Annotated in this window: 15 protein-coding genes and 2 pseudogenes; 1 reads left to right on the forward strand and 16 read right to left on the reverse strand. The window is 34.4% G+C overall.

Going from position 1 to position 19,891, the window contains the following annotated elements:
- Positions 1-82: 82 nt before the first annotated feature.
- The 8 genes from DN392_RS26470 to DN392_RS26505 form a co-directional block, all read right to left on the reverse strand.
- Positions 83-832 carry a C39 family peptidase gene (locus DN392_RS26470; protein WP_061673515.1) on the reverse strand — a complete coding sequence of 250 codons (750 nt, stop codon included), beginning with the start codon at positions 830-832 and terminating at the stop codon, positions 83-85.
- A 13-nt stretch (positions 833-845) separates the two neighbouring features.
- Positions 846-1,667 carry a transporter gene (locus tag DN392_RS26475; RefSeq protein WP_088321584.1) on the reverse strand — a complete coding sequence of 274 codons (822 nt, stop codon included), beginning with the start codon at positions 1,665-1,667 and terminating at the stop codon, positions 846-848.
- A 206-nt stretch (positions 1,668-1,873) separates the two neighbouring features.
- Complete coding sequence (locus tag DN392_RS26480; RefSeq protein WP_061673517.1) at positions 1,874-3,124, reverse strand: sensor histidine kinase; 1,251 nt, start codon at positions 3,122-3,124, stop codon at positions 1,874-1,876.
- On the reverse strand, positions 3,121-3,792 hold the full coding sequence (locus DN392_RS26485; RefSeq protein WP_088321585.1) for a response regulator transcription factor: 672 nt from the start codon (positions 3,790-3,792) through the stop codon (positions 3,121-3,123). Before DN392_RS26485 ends, DN392_RS26480 begins: the two co-directional genes overlap by 4 nt.
- A gap of 149 nt (positions 3,793-3,941) precedes the next feature.
- Complete coding sequence (locus DN392_RS26490; protein WP_000821991.1) at positions 3,942-4,646, reverse strand: metallophosphoesterase family protein; 705 nt, start codon at positions 4,644-4,646, stop codon at positions 3,942-3,944.
- Between the two features lie 699 nt (positions 4,647-5,345).
- Complete coding sequence (locus DN392_RS26495; RefSeq protein ID WP_000287345.1) at positions 5,346-6,212, reverse strand: ankyrin repeat domain-containing protein; 867 nt, start codon at positions 6,210-6,212, stop codon at positions 5,346-5,348.
- A 437-nt stretch (positions 6,213-6,649) separates the two neighbouring features.
- Positions 6,650-7,153 carry a nitrous oxide reductase accessory protein NosL gene (locus DN392_RS26500; protein WP_001259408.1) on the reverse strand — a complete coding sequence of 168 codons (504 nt, stop codon included), beginning with the start codon at positions 7,151-7,153 and terminating at the stop codon, positions 6,650-6,652.
- 131 nt (positions 7,154-7,284) lie between these two features.
- Positions 7,285-7,539, reverse strand: coding sequence for a hypothetical protein (locus DN392_RS26505; RefSeq protein WP_000857650.1), 255 nt, complete (start codon positions 7,537-7,539; stop codon positions 7,285-7,287).
- Between the two features lie 255 nt (positions 7,540-7,794).
- On the opposite strand from DN392_RS26505, the gene DN392_RS26510 reads away from it, so the two are divergent.
- Positions 7,795-9,099 (forward strand): CitMHS family transporter, encoded by a 1,305-nt coding sequence (locus tag DN392_RS26510; protein WP_000880453.1) that lies wholly within the window; start codon positions 7,795-7,797, stop codon positions 9,097-9,099.
- Between the two features lie 47 nt (positions 9,100-9,146).
- On the opposite strand, the gene DN392_RS26515 is transcribed toward DN392_RS26510, so the two are convergent.
- The 8 genes and pseudogenes from DN392_RS26515 to DN392_RS26545 all read right to left on the reverse strand — a co-directional run.
- A complete protein-coding gene (locus DN392_RS26515; protein ID WP_000503465.1) occupies positions 9,147-9,839 on the reverse strand; it encodes a response regulator in 693 nt (230 codons plus the stop codon).
- Complete coding sequence (locus DN392_RS26520; RefSeq protein WP_080483126.1) at positions 9,839-11,449, reverse strand: ATP-binding protein; 1,611 nt, start codon at positions 11,447-11,449, stop codon at positions 9,839-9,841. Before DN392_RS26520 ends, DN392_RS26515 begins: the two co-directional genes overlap by 1 nt.
- A gap of 153 nt (positions 11,450-11,602) precedes the next feature.
- Positions 11,603-12,550, reverse strand: a complete 948-nt coding sequence (locus DN392_RS31310) for a methyl-accepting chemotaxis protein (protein WP_370458318.1) — start codon at positions 12,548-12,550, stop codon at positions 11,603-11,605.
- Positions 12,545-13,714 (reverse strand): annotated as a pseudogene (locus DN392_RS31315) (HAMP domain-containing protein); the annotation flags it as partial. The gene DN392_RS31310 and the pseudogene DN392_RS31315, both read right to left, overlap by 6 nt.
- A gap of 112 nt (positions 13,715-13,826) precedes the next feature.
- Complete coding sequence (locus DN392_RS26530) at positions 13,827-15,401, reverse strand: flotillin family protein (RefSeq protein ID WP_000154996.1); 1,575 nt, start codon at positions 15,399-15,401, stop codon at positions 13,827-13,829.
- 12 nt (positions 15,402-15,413) lie between these two features.
- Complete coding sequence (locus DN392_RS26535; RefSeq protein ID WP_000362893.1) at positions 15,414-15,962, reverse strand: NfeD family protein; 549 nt, start codon at positions 15,960-15,962, stop codon at positions 15,414-15,416.
- 246 nt (positions 15,963-16,208) lie between these two features.
- Positions 16,209-19,106 carry a collagenase ColA gene (colA, locus tag DN392_RS26540; RefSeq protein ID WP_088321583.1) on the reverse strand — a complete coding sequence of 966 codons (2,898 nt, stop codon included), beginning with the start codon at positions 19,104-19,106 and terminating at the stop codon, positions 16,209-16,211.
- Positions 19,107-19,411: 305 nt separating this feature from the next.
- Positions 19,412-19,891, reverse strand: a pseudogene (locus tag DN392_RS26545) (LPXTG cell wall anchor domain-containing protein); the annotation flags it as partial.

Genomic DNA, 19,891 nt, shown 5'->3' on the forward strand with positions numbered 1-19,891 from the left:
AAGCTGAAGTTCTCTTATTTCTTAACAAAAAACACCCACAAAAACTCCTCTTACAGTTCCTTACATCTATTTCCTTACTAATTCATTTAGAGCTTTTCACATAACTAATCGCCTGACTCCCCATTTGCATCCATGCCTTTTCAAATGTTCCTCTCGGCACTTTTACATCTAGGCTATCCTCGAGAGGATCCCGAATATATACAAATTCTTCATCGTATCCAATCAGTACTACACAATGTTCATTATACGTAATAGAAACATCTCCGCTATTTGTTTCCCATGTAGTAAATTCATCTTCATCTAATGGCGCAAATGTTGCATTCGTAATCATAACTACCGGTTGTCCTGATTTTACACTCTTATAAAGTTCTTCTATACTCTTCCCTGTTAAGTCCACAGCTTTATTAGGTAAATACTTTTTCGCTAATTGAAAAAGTGGTCCGTGATATACACCATATCCAGATTCAGAAAAGGTATAAATATTCCCTACAAATCCTTCATTCGGATTCCCACGTACACCATCTTTCATAAAATCAACTTTCTTTATTTCATTTGCTAATTTCATCTTATCCACTGTAATGCCTGCATATTGTAACATCATCGCTAAGCTAGTCACTTCACAGCCTCTATCTAGCTCTGGTAATTGCTGAATTAAAGGTACATTCGATAAGATGACCTTTTCATCATTATTACTAAAATCTGCTTCTTTTCCGCTTTGTATATTGAAGAATGTTAACTTCTCCACATACTTTGTAATGCCATTTGTATATACATTCCATACTGCTATAGCTAGTAAAGCCATACATATATACCACTTCCATCTCCTTATCACTCTCACGCCCTTTTTAGTTCGTTAAATAAGAATAAAACGCGTCAGCATCCGTGCGAATCACCGGTACAAAATTTAGTTCTTTTCCTTTTTCAGGCTGATTTTTTTTAATTTTTTCTGCTAATTCTTGAACGTTCATATTCGTTTTATCCATATTAAGCTCATCTGCCATTTGTAACACTTTTTGTTCATTAATTTCGCTTAATACTTGATATATATCTTTACCATACAAATCAATATGATATTTTTTTGCTTCTTCCTGCACTTTTTGTTCGTACACTTCTTGCACTAACGTTTCTATCTCTTTTCCTTTTTGGGAAATACCTAACTTCCCTGCTTCCTCTCTTACTTTCGTTCCATAGATTTCTTCCTCAATGTCTTCTATTTCTTTTCCATTTGTCGAAATGCCTAATTTATCCGCTTCATCATTAATTTTAATCGTATTAATTTGATTAATTAAATTTACAATCGTTGTATTCTCTATAGATATGCCTAGCTTTAACGCTTCTTGCTTCACTTTTGTTTCATAGATTTCTTCTGAAAGGGTTCCAACGTCTTTTCCTTCAATCGAAATTCCTAACTGTTCAGCTTCTCTTCCTACTTCCGTCTCATGAATTTCTTTTTCTAGCGTAATTTGTTCTTTCCCTTCCGTTTCAATACCTAGATTCTCCGCCTTTTCTTCTGTATGCACCGCATGTATCTTCCCATTATTTAATTGTTCTTTACTGCGCTGCGTGTAATTTGTCTTTCCTTTTGATGTTTCAAAAGGAGAGGCCCCCCCTAATATGCTTAAGCTCATTACTCCAATAGTGAATACCGTCATCATTTTCTTTTTCAAAATTAATTCCTCCCTCTTACACTTTCTTTTCCATCATTCCCTATACATAATCGAAATAACATTATGATCGATATAATCTGCTCAAATACCTTTTTATAATCACTTCTTCATAGGGCGAACTTTCTGTATATCATACATGTTATAAATAGTTTCTTAACTTTCCCTTAAAAAAAGACGACCTTGCAAAAACAAGATCGTCTTCTCACTTATATTCTTTGGTTTTTAGGGAAATTCACTTCAAAACAAGCACCCTCTCCCCATTTGCTCTCTACTAATATTTTCCCATAATGCTTTTCTACAATCCAATTTGCGATTGAAAGGCCTAATCCCGCTCCTTCTGACGCACTTCTCGCTTTATCACCTTGATAAAAACGATCAAATAATTTTGGGATGTCCTCATCTTTAACCCCTATCCCGTCATCTTTCACCCGTATACGAATTGAATTGCTCGTTTGCGTACAATCGATTTGAATATGCCCGCCCCCATTTGTATACTTCATCGCATTATCTAACAATATGACCATCATTTGATGAATTCTCTCTCTATCACCCATAAATGATATGTCATGTTCTACTTTCAATATCATCTCTTTTTCTTGATATGAAGCAATTTCCTTATATGGATCTACTATTTCTTCTAACAATTTATCCATTTCAAATGTTTTCTTATCCATCTCAATTTGATTAGAATCCGAGCGTGCTAACAATAATAAATTAGTTACAAGCTTAGATAATCGTCGACACTCCTTTGAAATCGTAGAAATATCCATCGCTTTTTCTTCTATTGTCGCAGATGGTGACTGGAATAACACATCCGTTTTTGATTGAATAACCGCAAGTGGTGTCCTTAATTCATGCGATGCATCCGAAACGAACTGCTGCTGTTTTTCCCACGAATTTTGAATGGGTATGAGTGCCCTGCCGGCTAAGAAAAAGCCGATGCCTATTGCACATAAACTTCCTACACTACAACCAATAACAAGAATTAAAAATAAAGTATTTAACATTTCTTTTTCAGCTGTTATATCTCGTACAATTTGAACTATTTTTGTATCTTGTTGAAATGCAAACGTTCTAAAATATTGCCCTTGCACTTCTATATCTTGCAAAGTTCCTAATTTCTTTGGAGAAAACTTTTCCAAATTATCTTCAAAGATAAAACGGCGTTTGCCGTTTTCAATACCTATCTCCACTGTGTTTCCAAGCCAAGTTAACTCCATTATCCTTGGATCCCCAATCGGAGGATATCCCCTGATTTTTTTAGGTAGTTTTTTATCATCTGAATTCTTTCTATGCTGAACGGATTTTCCTATCGATTTATCTACTTCATTATAAATACGATTATATGTGTATGAATAAATGATACTGCCTAATACACCTATCAAGATAATAAATACTAATGAATTCAATATAGTCAATCGAATACGTGTTTTCTGAAACATGCTTCCCTTTTTCATTGTTCTTTTAATATATATCCAATACCTCGAACAGTTTGAATATCTTTCTGATAACCGAATGGCTCTAATTTTTTACGTAAATGATGTACATATACTTCTACAATTGCTACTGTCGTATCTGAATCAAATCCCCAAACACGATCAAAAATTTGTTCACGCATTAAAATCTTTCCGCTATTTTGAACAAGGTACTCTAGAAGCTCATATTGTTTTAATGTTAACTTCATACTTTGTCCATCTACTTGAACGTCTTTATCTTTTCCGAACAGTTCAATCCCTTTATAACGAATAGTCTGCTTTGTTGTTAAACTACCACTTCTTCGTAACAACGCACGAATTCTTGCTTTTAATTCTGGAGCCTGAAACGGCTTAACAATATAGTCATCTCCACCAAAATCTAAGCCTTTCACTCGATCTTCTAGAGAGTCTCTCGCTGTCAAAAATAGGACTGGTGTTTCAATTTTTTCATCACGTATTTTTTGAATCACTTCAAAACCGTCCATTTCTGGCATCATCACATCAAGCAAAATGGCATCATATATATTTTGTAACGCTAGAAATAATCCATCTTCTCCATTCAATGCTGTATCTACTTCAAATTCATCGCGTAATATTTGGACAATAGACTCTACTAAAGAAGCATTATCTTCTACTACGAGTAAGCGCATATTCTCACCTTCCACCATATCGTTCAATCCTATTTATAATTATATTTTAACGTTTTTCTCAATATAAAATTTGAAAGATTTATTATAAAAATTCTTTCTTAAATTTTTCTTAATAAAAAATTGAAAGAAATAAGACTCCCTTATCTCTTTCAACTTTTTACTACGTACACCTTTTTACTCGGCAATTCTAAACAATTTAACTGGCCACCATATACAGCACCGCCATCAATCCCTATAATACGATTACTCCCAAAATACACGCCACAATTCTCACTACCATGAAACGTTTTTGTTTCCGTATGACCAAATACAACAACCTTTTCACCACTATACCCACTATGAAACTCATTACGTATCCACATTAACGTATACGGTTCACATTCCGAAACTCGCTTCAATGGCTCAACACCGGCATGTACAAATATATACTCTTCTGTTTCAATGTAATGATCTAATTCTTGAATAAATTTTACATGTTCCTCTAAAATATGCGATTGTAAAATTGGTTTTTGGAAGGCTTCTTCATTAACCACAATATCTTCTTCTACAAAGCCATAGCTGTATAAAGTCTTATCTCCACCATTCCTTTTTACCCAATGGTTCCATGAACGTTCTTCATCAGTCGTTAACGCTTTAATCATCATATCTTCATGATTACCCTTTAGAACGAGGGCTCCCTCTTCTTTTAACGCTTTTACCTTTTCAATTACAGCACGCGCATTTGGACCACGATCTACATAATCTCCCAGTAAAATTAATTGATCCTGTCTTACATCATATTGAGCTTCTTCCAATAACCGTTCGAACTTTTCTATTTCTCCATGAATATCACTAATAACAAGAATTCTTTTCATATTATTCCCTTCTTTCTAAGCCACTCTCTTTCTAATTATAGTTCAAAACAACAGAAATTTCTGAATCCACATTCAAAATCACATTTATTACAAATAAAACGATTGTCCTTACAACAATGTAAGTCTCTTGTCATCCAATTCGATAGTTGCAAGTGCTATATTTCCTTATACTAAAAGTAAGAAATGAAACAAAAAACAAGGAGAGATGAGACATGAAAAAAGTGATGGAAGTTGTAGTAGCGGTGGCAGAGGTTTTCGTAAATGGCAAACAAGTTGCAATGGAGTTAAACAAATAATGAAAAGGACAAGATTCATTCTAGACCCTTTACTCATATAAAAGAGATAAGACTTCTTCATTTTTTTGATCCCTTATCTCCTTGAAAAAGCCGTATCCTTTTTCGGATACGGCTTTTTCTTATTTTTGACTCGTACGAGCTGAAATACTAATTTGCTTTTAAAGTTTCATCTAACGCTTTTTTCCTTGCAGACATCGTTTTAAGCTTCGTTATAGACTCTTTGTATTTCCATTAGAACCCTGCCTTTATCTCATATTCATTCTGCAGCATATAGAAACTATTTGTTCATTTTCAACAAAAAAATCCCATTCAAATACACATTACTGAATCCATCATACTAAATGACTTCTTCATTCTGTCTATCTAAATGAGATTATTTCGTACTTTTTATTTCTTTATCTTGTTATTCCACCGGTTGTGGCTGTACGACTTCATTCGCTCCAGCTAACCTCAACATATTTGCAATATCTTTAAAACCTCTTTTTTCAGCATATTGCAGTGGCGTAATATTTTCCTTATTGGCCATATTTACATCTGCCCCGTGGTCAATAAGCATTTGAATTACTTTCTTATGATTTTCACTACCATTTCCTAATACGATTGTTTCTACTACAGCTGTTCCACCACGATCATTTCTATAGTTCACATCAATATCTGTATGCTCTAATAACTCTTTTACGACCTCTACATGGCCACGTTCAGATGCAGAAATGAGTGCTGTTCCACCTGATTTAGTAGTTTCTTTCGTATTAACCCCTGCATTAATTAGTAGCTTTACAATGTCTGTATACCCTTCTCTACTTGCATAAAGAAATGGATTACTTTGTTTCTCATCTTTCCTTTCAATATTAGCACCTGCACCAATTAACGCTTTAACTGTCTCTACATGATTTTGATACGTTGCTGCAAGGATAGGAGTTTCTCCGTTGTCACCTTCTACGTTTATATTGGCTCCATCTTGAATCAGCTTCATAGCTGTTTCCGTGTCTCCAAGAGTCGCAGAAAGTAGCAACTGTTTGTCCATTAAATTTATACTTTTTTCTTCTTTAGGTTCTTCCTGTTCTTTATGCTTTTCTTTTTTCTTTTCGTTTTTCACATGAACCGGTTTCGATTCTGGCTCCTCTTGCTTATCGCAAGCCACTACCGTCATTAAAAGTCCTAATAACATACATAATAAAATTTTTTGTTTTCTCACAACTACAGCTCCTATGAAAGATAATGTTTTCTTAACCATTCCTCCATCACATACAATAACTCTTCTTGAGTACATTTATCCATAAGCCCTTTATATTCCTTCTTTAATCGGATTATCTTAAAACCTATACTATGTTTCTCAACCTATTGGAATGATGTGCCTGATGGCCTCATCATTAACATTATGAAGCAATTAGTTTAGCACGATTTTACCGCATTTGTATACATTTCTAAAAAGTACATAAAGTGAAACTTTAATCAGTGGGAGGGTTCACCTCACTGATTATTAGTTGAACCAATCGGGCATTTACGGGCTGTTGATCTCCCACCTAACTTCTTTGCTCCTGCCTAATTTTAAGGTGGGAGTTTTACTGCCCGTTAATACGGGGTAAATGATTGCTTTAGGTTACTATATTCCATTGTAACCGTTCTTCTAAAATTTTTACACCTTTTCTATATTTGCACCTGAGTAATACTAAAAAAAGACAACTTATGTAGTTGTCTTTTTTAGTATTAATGATGACCACCGTGATTTCCCTTTTTCGGGTTCCCCATCATCTCTTTATTCATTTCCCATTTATGCTCTGCTAGCTCTTTATATGAAAGAACTTTCCCTTTATAGTTAGACACAAAACTCTCTGCATCCTTTTTATTTTCAAATGAAATGATATTATAAGCCATCGGTGTCGTTATTGTTTTATCATATACGTAAGTCGCATCTTCTAACGAAATCCATTCTTTCGAATCATAATCTCGAACAAATTTTTCTTTCGTCTTTTCACCTGGATTAATCTCCATCCATTTATACATACAACCGATATCATCAAACTTTAACGCTTTTCCATTTTCTAAAATGACTTCTGTTGCAAATTGATTATCCATTACCCCAATTTGGCAAATATCACACTTATCATGTTTCTCATCAATTGCTACAGCCTCTGCTTGTTTCTTACCACAGCCTACTATTGTAAAGACAAAGAATAAGCATATAGCAAGTGTCACATACTTTGTTCTCATTTTACTTCCTCCCTAACCGTATCTTCCACAAGGAGCATATCAAAAAGTTGTGTGAGATTTGTGAAAAAATAATGTACTTTTTGTAATATAAAGACCAAAAAAGATGTGTAGCCATTTCTACACATCTCTCATCATTCACAACCTGTAATTAATAAATCGTCTTCTAACTTAACTAATAATGTATCTGTATTAATTTGCTGCCCAGCAACTACATTTACTAATCTTATATTTCCACTAATACCGACCGCAACTTTTTCAAGCTCACCGTTATTTTTTCGGATCATCATTAAATTTTCCCACTCATATACGTAAGAAGATTCATTAACAAAAATCTCTTCTACTTTTCCTTCATAAGAACTATAAATCTCTTCCATTCTCGTTTTCATATAAAATCTACTCCCTATTTCACACTTCAATATTTTCATCTTATTCTACCATTCTTACGGAGAGCAGCTTACTTTTTAAAAATTCAAATTAACTACCGTGAACAAAATGACCAAAATAAAAATTATGCTTCTAATGATGTTATTTTTCAAATTATTTACCATTTGAATGAATGCTTTTATGATAAATAAAAAACAATTTTTCTGAATTTTCATCACTTTTTTTGAAAGCGCAATCATTTTTGAGGGGGAGATTACATGTTAGCACTACTTGGATTTGCGATGGTATTTGTCTTTATGTTTTTAATTATGACGAAACGTATGTCAGCACTAGTAGCATTAATATTAATTCCAATTACTTTCGCATTAATTGGCGGTTTTTATGCAAATATGGGACCTATGATGTTAGAAGGAATTCAAAAACTAGCACCTACTGGTATTATGCTTATGTTTGCTATTTTGTATTTTGGAATTATGATTGATAGCGGTTTATTCGATCCTGTCATTAGTAGGATTTTGAAATTTGTAAAAGGAGATCCTTTAAAAATTGTTGTTGGTACAGCGATTCTTACTATTATCGTTTCATTAGATGGGGATGGAACAACAACGTATATGATTACGGTTTCCGCAATGTACCCATTATATAAACGCCTTGGAATGAATCCACTTATACTAGCTGGGGTTGTTATGTTAGGAGCAGGAGTGACAAATCTTACACCGTGGGGCGGACCGACAGCTCGGGTTATGAGTGCTCTTGGACTAGACGCATCAGAGCTCTTTACACCACTTATACCAGGAATGATCGCTGGTGCAATTTGGGTCGTTTTCGTTGCTTACTATCTTGGAACAAAGGAAAGAAAACGATTAGGAATTATGGATGTACAATATTTAAAACAAATGCAAACGATGGATGAGCAAGCTGCAACAGTAGAAGCTGCCGTTCATAAACGTCCTAAACTTCTATGGATTAACTTTTTATTAACTGTTACCTTACTTGTCTGTCTCATACTAGAAGTTATGCCGTTACCTGTTTTATTTACAATCGCTTTCGCTATTGCTGTTATGCTTAACTATCCGAACTTAGAACAACAGAAAGAACGTATTGCTTCTCACGCAGGAAACGTATTAGCCGTTGTTTCTCTCGTATTTGCCGCTGGAATTTTCACTGGTATTTTATCAGGAACAAAAATGGTAGATGCAATGGCTCAAAGTGTAGTTACTCTTATACCAGACGCTCTTGGACCACAACTACCGATTATTACAGCTCTTCTTAGTATGCCGTTCACATTTTTCATGTCCAATGATGCATTTTACTTCGGAGTATTACCTATTTTAACGAAAGCTGCCGCTGCTTACGGAATTAGTGCAGCTGAAATGGGACGCGCTTCATTACTCGGGCAACCTGTTCACTTATTAAGTCCTCTTGTCGCTTCCACTTATTTATTAGTCGGAATGGCCAAAGTTGATTTTGGTGAACATCAACGCTTTACGTTACTTTGGGCTGTTGGAACGACAATGGTGATGTTAATTACGGGAATTGTAATCGGAATTATTCCAATATAAGACGTAAAAAAACAGTAGAAGAAATGTAATTCTCTACTGTTTTTTTGTTATGAAGAAACAAGAAAATACCTTCTTTCTGGTCTCCCTACACTCCCATATATAAGCTCCGCATGAACTTTCTTTCCAGATATTAAATACTCTAAATAGCGCCTCGCTGTTGATCGGCTTACCCCAACCATTGAGCTTAACACTTCTGCCGTAATACCTTCTTCCTCAACTGTTAACATATGCTTTTTTATTTTTGCTAAAGTTAAAGGATCTATCCCTTTCGGGGCATATTCTATTTCATTTCCCTTTACGCCTCTTTGAGACCATAAATGTTCAATTTGCTCTATAGATAATTGATTAGTTTTCTTTAACTGCACAATCTTTTTTTGGTAACTTTCCAAACTCGCCCTAAATCGATCAAACATAAGTGGCTTTACGATATAATCTGTTACCCCGCCTCGTAGAGCGTGCCTCACTACATCTGTTTCCGATGCAGCTGTAATCATAATAATATCTGTATCATGCAAATTATGCCTAATATATGTGACAAGTTCCGTTCCTTGCATATCAGGTAAGTACACGTCTAATAAAACGAGCTGTGGCTTCACAAGCTCTAGCCATTCTTTCGCTTGTTCTCCAGTCGTTGCTGTTCCAATTACTTTAAATCCCTCAATCTTTTCAGTAAAACGACGATGAATGTCCGCAATTCGAATATCATCTTCTACAATCAATACTTCAATCTCCTCACCCATTACAATTCGCCTCTCTCTTTTGGTAATGCAATAATAAATAATGCACCACCTAAATCCCCTTTTTCGATTGCAATACTTCCATTTAAATCTTCTACTAACTCTTTCACTTTTGCTAATCCATATCCTCGTTTCCCGCCTTCTTTCGTAGAGAAGCCTTTATAAAATATGCTAGTAATGACTTCATCATGAATCCCTTGTCCTGAATCTTCCACTTCAATTACTATCTCTTCTCCAATATCAGTTACAAACATCCTTACCTTCTTATCATTCTCTTCATTTCTTTCAATTGCTTCAAATGCATTCGTAATTAAATTTCCTAAAATAGAAACGACGTAATTACTCTCAATATGCGGGCTTAATTTATCTAAGCTACTTTCTCGATCTAGCATAAAATCAATCTTTAACTCTCGCGCTCTATTATAGAATCCAATTAAAATTCCACCTAACCATGGATTTTGAATTCGCTTCATAATAAATTGAACAAAATCTTGATATACCGCTGTTTCCTTATGAATAAGCTCTAAAGCATCTTCATATGATTCTAACTGGATAAGCCCCGAAAGCGTATACAACAAATTGTTATATTCGTGCGTTTGCGCTCGTAAGGCCTCTGTATATTGCTTCGTCTGAGATAACTCTGCTGTTAACTGATCCATTTCAGATTTCAAACGTAAGCTCGATACAACGCCAGTTACTTTATTTTTCACTTTAATAGGTAGACGGTTCGCAATAACAGCCTGCCCTTTTATATTTAATTGACGATCAAACTGTTCTTCACCAGTTTGAAGTACATCTAGTATCGTTGAATTAGGAATTACATTTAAAATAAATTCTCCAATAATATTACGCTGTTCATCTAACGAAAGAATATCATAAGCCGCTTGATTGACTAAACTAATCATGCCATTGTGATCAATGACAATAATCCCTTCACGTACAGATTGAATCACTGTACTATGCTCTTCATATAAAGATGAAATTTCTTCTGGCTCCATCCCAAACATCATTCTTTTTATACTTCCGGCTAAATATATAGAACCAATTATCCCGATTAAAAGACCTATTACTGTAATCCAAAATACACGCTTTCCATATACTTCTACCGCTCCATGAATATCATCTATTGAAAATCCAACAGACACCACGCCTATAATTTCATTTTCCTGATTACGGATTGGAACTTTGCCGCGTAATGAAGGACCTAATGATCCAGTTGCTTTCGAAATATAAGATTTTCCTTCTAATAGAACTCCTTTATTATCTCCACCAACCATTGCTTCTCCTATTTTATCTCGCTTAGGATGTGCATATCGAATCCCCTCTTTGTTTCCAACTACAATAAAATCAGCATCTGTATCAATTCGAATTTTTTCTGCAATTGGCTGAATGATAGAAGCTGGGTTTTCTTTTTGAAAAGCTTCCGTTATTTCAGGTATAGCAGCAACTGTTTTCGCAACATGCAAAGCCCGTTTCCCAATTTGCTCTTCTACCGTTTCAGACAATATGTAATAAAATAAATAACTTGTTAATAGAAGTACGACTAGAATAAGTGTACTAATTGTTATTGTAATTCTCGGTTGTAGTTTTAACTTTTTAAATTTCAAAACCATTCCCCTAACATAATTAAAGATAGAATTTAATGAATTTACAGTCTTTTGTAATTACAACTAATCATAACACGGTTACTCTATATTTCTTTATTTTTATCTTCACAAAAAAAGAAACGAAGTACAATTACTACCTCGTTTCTTAACATTTTTTTATTACACTTTAAATTTCCCAATCATCTCTTGTAATTCTTCTGCCATTTGCGATAAATGAACTGCTGCTGCATTGATTTCATCTACCGAAGCTAATTGTTCTTCTGAAGAACCAGCAATATTTTGAACGCTTGCTGCATTTTCTTCAATTGTAGCTGCAATTTCATTAATAGATGCACTAACTTGTTTTGCATCTACTGTCATTTGTTCCGCTACTTCTACCATACTATCAATTTGTACAACTGTATCATCTGTAGACTTCAATATTTCAGCGAAGCTTTGCTTCGTTTCATTTGCAACTACAAGTCCTGATTGTACTTCTGTCCCAACTTGCTTCATAGAGCTTACTGTTTCTTTTATGTCAAATTGTATCTCTTTTACTAGTTTTCCAATTTCCGTAGAAGACTGTCCTGATTGTTCTGCTAACTTTCGCACTTCATCTGCTACAATGGCAAATCCTCTTCCTTGTTCTCCAGCTCTCGCAGCCTCAATTGCAGCATTTAATGCTAATAAATTTGTCTGCTCTGCAATATGTTGAATTACCTCAAGGATTGCTCCAATTTGTTTCGACTTATCATCTAGCAAAACAATAACTTTATCTGATTGTGAAACAGACTCATGGATTAATTGCATTTGATTCACCGTCTGTTCAACTAACTTTCCACCATCTTCAGCCTTTTTCTTCGTATACATAGATGCTGTGGATACTAATGAAGAACTGTCTGCCACACGTTGAATTCCTTCTGTAACTTCTTCTAATAATGTTGCGCCTTCTTCGACTTCTTTCGTTTGTATTTCCGCTCCACTCGACACTTGCTCTATCGCTTGTGTAATTTGTTCAGTTGCTTCACTCGTCTGCTTCATACTAGCTGTTAATTCTTCTGAAGATGCCGCTACATGACCTGCTGAAGTATTTATATTGGAAATGACATTCTGTAATGATGCTGCCATCTCGTTAAAGCTTTCTCCTAGCTGTCCAATTTCATCTTTAGAATGAACTGTAATGGATTCTGTTAAATCGCCTTCACTAATCTTTTTCGACGATATAACAAGTTGTTTTAACGGATTAATAATAGAAGCAATTATGAAGTAAATTAAAATCCCGCCAATTATTAATGAAATACCAATAACAGTTATCGTTTTATAGAAAATAGGTTCAGCAGCTTCAATAATTTCTTTTGCAGGCATAATTCCTGCTATTTTCCATCCAGTTATCTTATTTGTTTTAAAAGTGATATGACGATCTTCACCATCTAATCTGAAATTAAAATCACCTGTTTCTTGTTTGTACAACTCTTTTTCAAGTTTCTCTTCTACCTTATCACCTGGCTTCATCGTTGGATGCGCTACCACATTTTTATCTTGATCAAAAATTGCTACATATCCACTTTTACCGATATTAACCATCTTTGAAGTGTTTACGATATCATTAATAATTAAATCAATACCAAGAACACCGCTCTTATCCTCATTTTGTTTTGCTATTGTAATAACAATATTTCCTGTCGTTTTTGATTTATATGGAGCTGTAATAATTACTTCTCCACTTTTTTTCACTGCCTCTTTATACCAATCTCTTTCTGTAGGATTATATCCTTCTGGCATTTGAATAGACGGTGATTGAATAAACTGCCCATTGCTGGATCCAGTATAGATGGCTTCCAGTTCTGGATGTAACTTATTATATTCTTCTAGTTTATTTTGGATATTTTGTATTTGATCCGTTTGGTAACTTGATTGTGTAAATAGTTTCGTAAAATAAACTGCATCTACTTTTTTACTATCCAATTCTTTATTAATTACATTATCCAAAATTTTTATATTGTCTTTCGCCGATTGTGAAATCGTCTCATTAAAGTTTGTCTTCGCTTGCTGATAAGAAGTCCAACCAATTACAATACTTGGAAGAATCAAAATGATAACAAATGACACAAGTAACTTTGCTTTTAAACTACTACTCCTTAATTTCCCTTGAAACATATTTCTACCCCTCCATACCGTTTTAAATGTAATTGTTTTACATTTAATTTCTTTATATAAATCATACGATTTAAATGTATCAATGCGACTCTCTATCTCTTTCTCTATTGAAGAGTTGATACATACCTTTTTCATTCTATATAAATTAAATAATTAAAACAATATATAAAAATGTATATTATTCGAAATATTATAATTCACAGAAGAACCTCTAGTATCTCACTTACTAGAGGTTCCTCCCGCTTTACTATTCTTTATCTTTTTCTACTTCTTTTTTCGCATCTTCTACTACAGATACAACAGGTTTATCGTTTGATAATTGTTGTACTGCTCCTTTTCCAGCAAATCCTTCTAATAACTCTTTTAAATCAATGCCAGAAGAAGCTTTTAATGTTTCTTGCATCGTTGCCATTAAATCAGTCGCATAACCTGCAACTTTTCCGGCACCGCTATTTTTACCACCGCCACCTGTATCGACAACTGTAATTTTATCAATGTTGCTAAGTGGGCTTGCAACTTCCTTCGCATAACTTGGAAGCATGTTAAGAACCATATCCATAATCGCCGCTTGGCCATATAACTCAAATGCCTCTGCAATTTTTTGTTTCGCTTCCGCTTCTGCTAAACCTTTTAATCTGATAACATCTGCTTCCGCTGTACCTTGTGCTTTTTGTACTTCTGCTTTTGCTTGACCTTGCGCTTTTTCGATTTCCGCCTTCGCTAAACCTTCTACACGAACTTCTTCTGCACGTGCTCTTGCTTCCGCTTCAATTTTATATTGATCTGCATCTGCTTTTTTCATTTGTTTTACTTTTTCCGCTTCTGCTGATTGTTCAACAGCATAGCGATCTGCATCTGCCTTTTTCTTTACTTCTGCATCATATTGCTTTTCACGACGCGCAATCTCTTTTTCTTCTAATTCAATTTGCTTTTCACGCTCAATGATTTTAACGCGCATTTGCTCTTCTGTAACACCTTGTTGCGCTTTTGCTTGTTGTAATTCATAGGAAAGATCTGCATCTGCGCGAGCTTGTTCTTGGTCTCTCTTATAAGATTGTACTTTTAACTCTTTATGTTTTTCAGCTTCAGCGATTTGTGCATCACGTTGATACTCAGCTTCTTTCGCTTCTTTCTCAGCACGAGCTTTTTCAATTCGCGCCTCTTTTTCACGCTCTGCATTTGCAACTGTTGCATCACGCTTAACCATCGCAATTTGTGGCTGACCAAGTGCATCTAAGTAACCGTTCTTATCCATAATTTCTTTAATTGTAAAGGAAACGATGCGAAGTCCCATCTTCTTTAAATCTGTAGAAGCTACTTCATGTACCTTCTGAGCAAATTGCTCTCTATTACTATAGGCATCTTCTACTGTCATAGAAGATAAAATAGCACGTAGATGCCCTTCTAAAACTTCTTTTGCTTCTATTTTTAACTCTTCTGTTTCTTTTCCTAAATATTGTTCAGCTGCTGTAGAAACTTCTTCAATGGTAGACCCTACTTTAATAATAGAAACACCATTTACTGTAATCGGAACACCTTGTTTCGTATACGTATCACGTGTTCCCACTTCTAATTTGTAGTTTAATAGACTTAAAGGCTCTGCTCTTTGCATAATCGGAACTACGAAAGTACCGCCGCCACGAATAATCTTAATCTTCTTTCCATCATCAGTGGTAACTACATTTTTCCCGCCACCAAGCCAGTTTCCAGTAACAATTAATGCTTCATCTGGTCCAACTGTTCGATACTTTGTAATGAATACTAAAATGAGTAGAATTAAAATTGCGAGTAATACTCCACCGATAATTAATGGAATCGTCATGTAAATTCCCCCTTATAATTTTGGTTTCTTTAAAGAATAAGCAATGTTCTGTACAAGCAGAACACCATCTTGGACTCCCTCGATAATAACTTCAGTTCCTTGTGAAATATCTTTCTTTCCAACTGTTTTAGCTAGGATTGCATTGTTTCCAAATTGGGAGGAAATTAATACTTCACCAAACCCTTCTGTAGGAATAGTCGTAATGACCTCTCCCTTACAACCAATAAATTCATCCATACGCTGCACAGTGTTTTGTTCTGCTTCTGCAATCGGCTTTAAAATTAATATTTTCATTATGAAAACACCAATAAAGGATATAGCAAATGCAGACCCGAAAATAAGAATGCTATTAAAGGAGAATAAATATTCTCCTATATAACTAAGTCCACATAACATGGCGAAAAAACTAAGTAATAAAGTAACAACGGATACAGATCCGCCTCCAAAACTAAATATGGATTCAAATATATCTCCAAAAAAGATATAAATAACAGTGAGTATAGTAGCAATAATAAATCCGTATAAATAAATTGTTTCAAGTGGATAACCAAACAAATCCATTTCTTATCCCCCTCTCTTAAACAATCCCTTTTTTGTTATGTGTATGCCCCACCTCTTTCAAAGATTATAGTTCTTAATTTTCAGTTATTTCCCCTTTAAAGAAAAGCCTGTATGACAGGCCCCTAAAAAAGAACAGGAGAAACCTATTGTGACAGGCTCCTCCTAGTAAATAACCGATATATTATATATCTATATAATATACTATTTTCCACAAAAAGTAAAGTTAAACATACATTGGAAAAGCACTTATTTTACTGATAATTCGTACGTTCCATCGCCATTATCATATTTATATACATACAAATAATACTTACCTGGTTTTGCATTAAATTTTGCCTCTATATGATTTCCATTAGCTTGACCGTAAGCGGCATAATTTTGCATATCTGATTCATGGTGAAGCACCCATGTCATCCCGATTCCATACTCATTTAAAACGGAAATATCGATATTTTTCGTTGATGCTACATTAAATGTATAAACATCGGTGTGATCTCCGCCGATAAGGCTACCTTTTATAGTAGTGTTTAGCCCGATACGATTTGCTTCCTCTGGACGATTATTTGGTTCTAATTCTGTTAAACTTCCATCTTTAATCGTAACAGTGGTTTCGTTTCTGCTCTCTTTACCTTTATCATCTTTTACTCTTAACGCTAATTTATAAATTCCTTCTCTTTCATATGCATGTATTGGATTAACTTCTGCACTTGTGCTGCCATCTCCAAATTCCCATAAATAAGAAACAATTTTTCCATCTTCATCATTTGAGCCATCACTTTTAAATTGAATTCCTTCTTTTACAAGCCCATTATAAGGTCCATTTATATTAACCGTTGGAGCTTTATTTTCTCCATCATCTTTTGCGATACCGTGGAAGACTACATCATATTCAAATTCATTTGAACTATTGACACGATAATTGACGAAGTATGCTGTAACAGTTTTGTAGCCACTCCATTCTTTTTGCGCCAGTTGTTCTAGTGCCTCATTTACTCGTTTACTCATTTCGTTCCAATCTTCGGATTCACCTTTTGTTACACTACCTGTAAATGTACCTTCTAATGTAAATGTATTAAAGAATTGGGAGCTATGTTTTGTCATTTTTGCCTCTTTCATCGGCAACGTATCACTAATTTCTTTCTCTACTGCTGTTAACGATTTTGGTGCATGTTCAGCTAAATAATCATCTGCTACTTCCGGTACATTATATTTATCTTGATTATCAATTAGCTGTTGCATATACTCTTGATACTCTTTATTTAGTTTAGAATCTTTACTTAAATTCTCACGATAGGCATCATAATTTTTCACGTCATTTGCACGAATTAAATCTTGAATTTTATCAAATGTTTCAAATTGATGTGTATATAAATAAGATTGCAATGCGAACGAGTAATTATAGAAATCCCAAGAACCATATTTAGCAAATAATGTGCGCTCTGCTGTATAACGGCTTGCAGGATCAGATGATAATCCACTAATGATGCTCTTTCTCGGTACTACATTATTTGTACGAGTAGATCCTGCGAAAAATTCTGCATTTCCTTCTTGGAACCAAGTTAATCTTTCATTTTGATACATATCTCCTCTTCCAAATAAACCTGGCACTTCAAATCTACCTTGAAGATAATGAGTAAACTCATGACGGAATAACTCTTCTAAGCTATAAATACTTTGTTCTGGCGTACGCTCATATGTAAAGAATGTACCTGTTTCTTCTATATAAATGCCACCGTTGTTTGTTTCATATCCATACAGTTGTCTGTTTAACTGATATTCGTCTGGAGTATTATAGATTACTATCGTTAATACGTCGTCTGCATTACCTGGCTCTAATGCTTTGTCATTCCCAATTACACGATGATACTGTGCTTTTACTTCCTTTGCAGCCCAGTATAGTCTCTTAATTTTTTCTTCTGATACTTTATCTCCTGTTTTAAATACGATAGATCCATCGTCGAATGTATACGTTTTTGGTAAGTACTGTTCTTTTCCTTCTTTACGTATCGTCTCTAAATCTACCGTATTACCGCTATAATCTTTTCCGTTATAATTTGTCGTAATTTGTTCTACTGCAACAAAATACGGCTCACTTAAACGCGGATACATATGCATTGCTTGTGTAACAACCTCTAAACCTTTATTTGGATTACTATGAAACTTCCCTAAACGACTAGCAAAATAAATTCCATTATTAACGAGCCACTTATTTTCTGGTGTTACTTCATTTAAAAGAGCAATACGATTTATTTCATTAATAAATCCATCTATTTTCCCGTACCACATTGTATCTTTTGCTTCTTTACGAGTTTCAAATAAATAAGATTGCATATCATAATCAATACCTTGCATCATATCGTATACAGCTTGTCCTTTCATACGATCGTCTACATACGTATGAAGATTATCATTGTATTGTTTTAAAATATTCGATGCGTATTGAACCGTTTCCACATCACTTGAAGCATTACTAATTAATTTACCGTATGCAGATACGACTGCATCTTGCTCATATGTACCAAGCTTAAAGTTTGGATTGGTTGCAATTGCTTTTAAAGCAGGTAAACATTTATCCTGGAAGCTTCTCTCATTTAAATCGCTTAATTCATTATTGTAAAATGCGAGATAAAAAGCTGAACGTAACACTTCCGTAAACGTTTGAATTCCTTTTGAATCATCTTTCGTAAACGTACTACCTCGGTGAGCTAATTCATCTATAACCGCTTGCATTTTCCCTTTGTCTTTATAAAAAGCCTTTGCATCTTCATTGAACTGGAATAAGTCTGTAATTTGATTCCATTTAATACTTCCTAGCGTTTCAACCAATTCTTGATTATTCATTTTGTTTAAATCAGCCATTGAATAGCTTTCTTTAATTTGCTTTACTTCTGAGCTCTTCATAATAGATGCTGGTCGCTGTGAAAAGTCTCCTACTTTTAAACGTTCTTGAAACGATAATGTTTCCACTGCTTTAGAAACGTGTCCAATCTCATCTACTGGTTTTTCAATTCCAACCGGTTTCGTTTTCAGCACATTATATGGTACTTTTTCTTCTGCTGATACAGAAGCTTGAAGCGCCCCTAACGATAGAGCCATTGTACTAATACTAAGCATCACTTTATTGATCTTTGATTTCTTGTTCATATCCTTGCCCCCTATTTAAATATTCCATTCAAGAATTTAACATAAAATCTGGATACAACAATATAAAATGCAATATTTCATATTATTTCTTCCTATAATTTGTACATATCGTGAACAAATCACCCTTTATCTCCCGACAATAATCTACTTTCTTCCATTTCTAATACACCTAGACAATCCCCAGTAATATCCTTCTCTCATAAAAAAAGACATCATCATACGCATGTTTCTAATGAAACTGCCATGATAATGTCTTCTCAAAAAAGCAAAAATTAATTATATATAATAATAAGATTAAACGTTATTTATTTCTTAAATAATCTCTTTCTAAATACGAACATACTTAGTGCGGAAAGAACAAGTGTTATTCCAGAAAGTAAAGTCGATGTGCTAGCTTCACCGCCTGTTGATGGTAAAGATTTCTTATCTTCCTCAAACTTATTAGCATGTTGTTTATTTAAAGTATCTGCTTTTCTTCCCTCTTTTTCAACAACTTGATTATTCCCTTTTGGCTCTTGATCCAATCCTGTTGCTGATTCTTTTACTTCTTCAACTTTTTTCGTTGGCTCTTTTACTTCCTCTTTCGCTTCTTCAACTTTTTTCGTTGGCTCTTTTACTTCCTCTTTCGCTTCTTCAACTTATTTCGTTGGCTCTTTTACTTCCTCTTTCACTTCTTTTACCGGTTCTTTCACTTCTTCTTTTGTTTCTTCAACTTCTTTTACGGGCTCTTTTACTTCTTCTTTCGATCCTTCAACTTCTTTTGCCGGCTCTTTTACTTCTTCTTT

Origin of the sequence: Bacillus sp. BB51/4 (assembly GCF_008368845.1) — a bacterium.
In the GTDB taxonomy this organism is placed as follows: Bacteria; Bacillota; Bacilli; order Bacillales; family Bacillaceae_G; genus Bacillus_A; species Bacillus_A wiedmannii.

What these genes read in the sequence shown, in the direction of transcription:
- DN392_RS26535 (WP_000362893.1), bottom strand. Translation starts at nt 15,962, where the DNA reads ATGGATTTGTTTGGTTATCCACTTGAAACAATTTATTTATACGGATTT.
- colA (WP_088321583.1), bottom strand. Translation starts at nt 19,106, where the DNA reads ATGAACAAGAAATCAAAGATCAATAAAGTGATGCTTAGTATTAGTACA.
- DN392_RS26510 (WP_000880453.1), top strand. Translation starts at nt 7,795, where the DNA reads ATGTTAGCACTACTTGGATTTGCGATGGTATTTGTCTTTATGTTTTTA.
- DN392_RS26495 (WP_000287345.1), bottom strand. Translation starts at nt 6,212, where the DNA reads ATGTACTCAAGAAGAGTTATTGTATGTGATGGAGGAATGGTTAAGAAA.
- DN392_RS26515 (WP_000503465.1), bottom strand. Translation starts at nt 9,839, where the DNA reads ATGGGTGAGGAGATTGAAGTATTGATTGTAGAAGATGATATTCGAATT.
- DN392_RS26500 (WP_001259408.1), bottom strand. Translation starts at nt 7,153, where the DNA reads ATGAGAACAAAGTATGTGACACTTGCTATATGCTTATTCTTTGTCTTT.
- DN392_RS26485 (WP_088321585.1), bottom strand. Translation starts at nt 3,792, where the DNA reads ATGCGCTTACTCGTAGTAGAAGATAATGCTTCTTTAGTAGAGTCTATT.
- DN392_RS26490 (WP_000821991.1), bottom strand. Translation starts at nt 4,646, where the DNA reads ATGAAAAGAATTCTTGTTATTAGTGATATTCATGGAGAAATAGAAAAG.
- DN392_RS26530 (WP_000154996.1), bottom strand. Translation starts at nt 15,401, where the DNA reads ATGACGATTCCATTAATTATCGGTGGAGTATTACTCGCAATTTTAATT.
- DN392_RS31310 (WP_370458318.1), bottom strand. Translation starts at nt 12,550, where the DNA reads ATGGCAGCATCATTACAGAATGTCATTTCCAATATAAATACTTCAGCA.
- DN392_RS26520 (WP_080483126.1), bottom strand. Translation starts at nt 11,449, where the DNA reads ATGGTTTTGAAATTTAAAAAGTTAAAACTACAACCGAGAATTACAATA.
- DN392_RS26480 (WP_061673517.1), bottom strand. Translation starts at nt 3,124, where the DNA reads ATGAAAAAGGGAAGCATGTTTCAGAAAACACGTATTCGATTGACTATA.
- DN392_RS26505 (WP_000857650.1), bottom strand. Translation starts at nt 7,539, where the DNA reads ATGAAAACGAGAATGGAAGAGATTTATAGTTCTTATGAAGGAAAAGTA.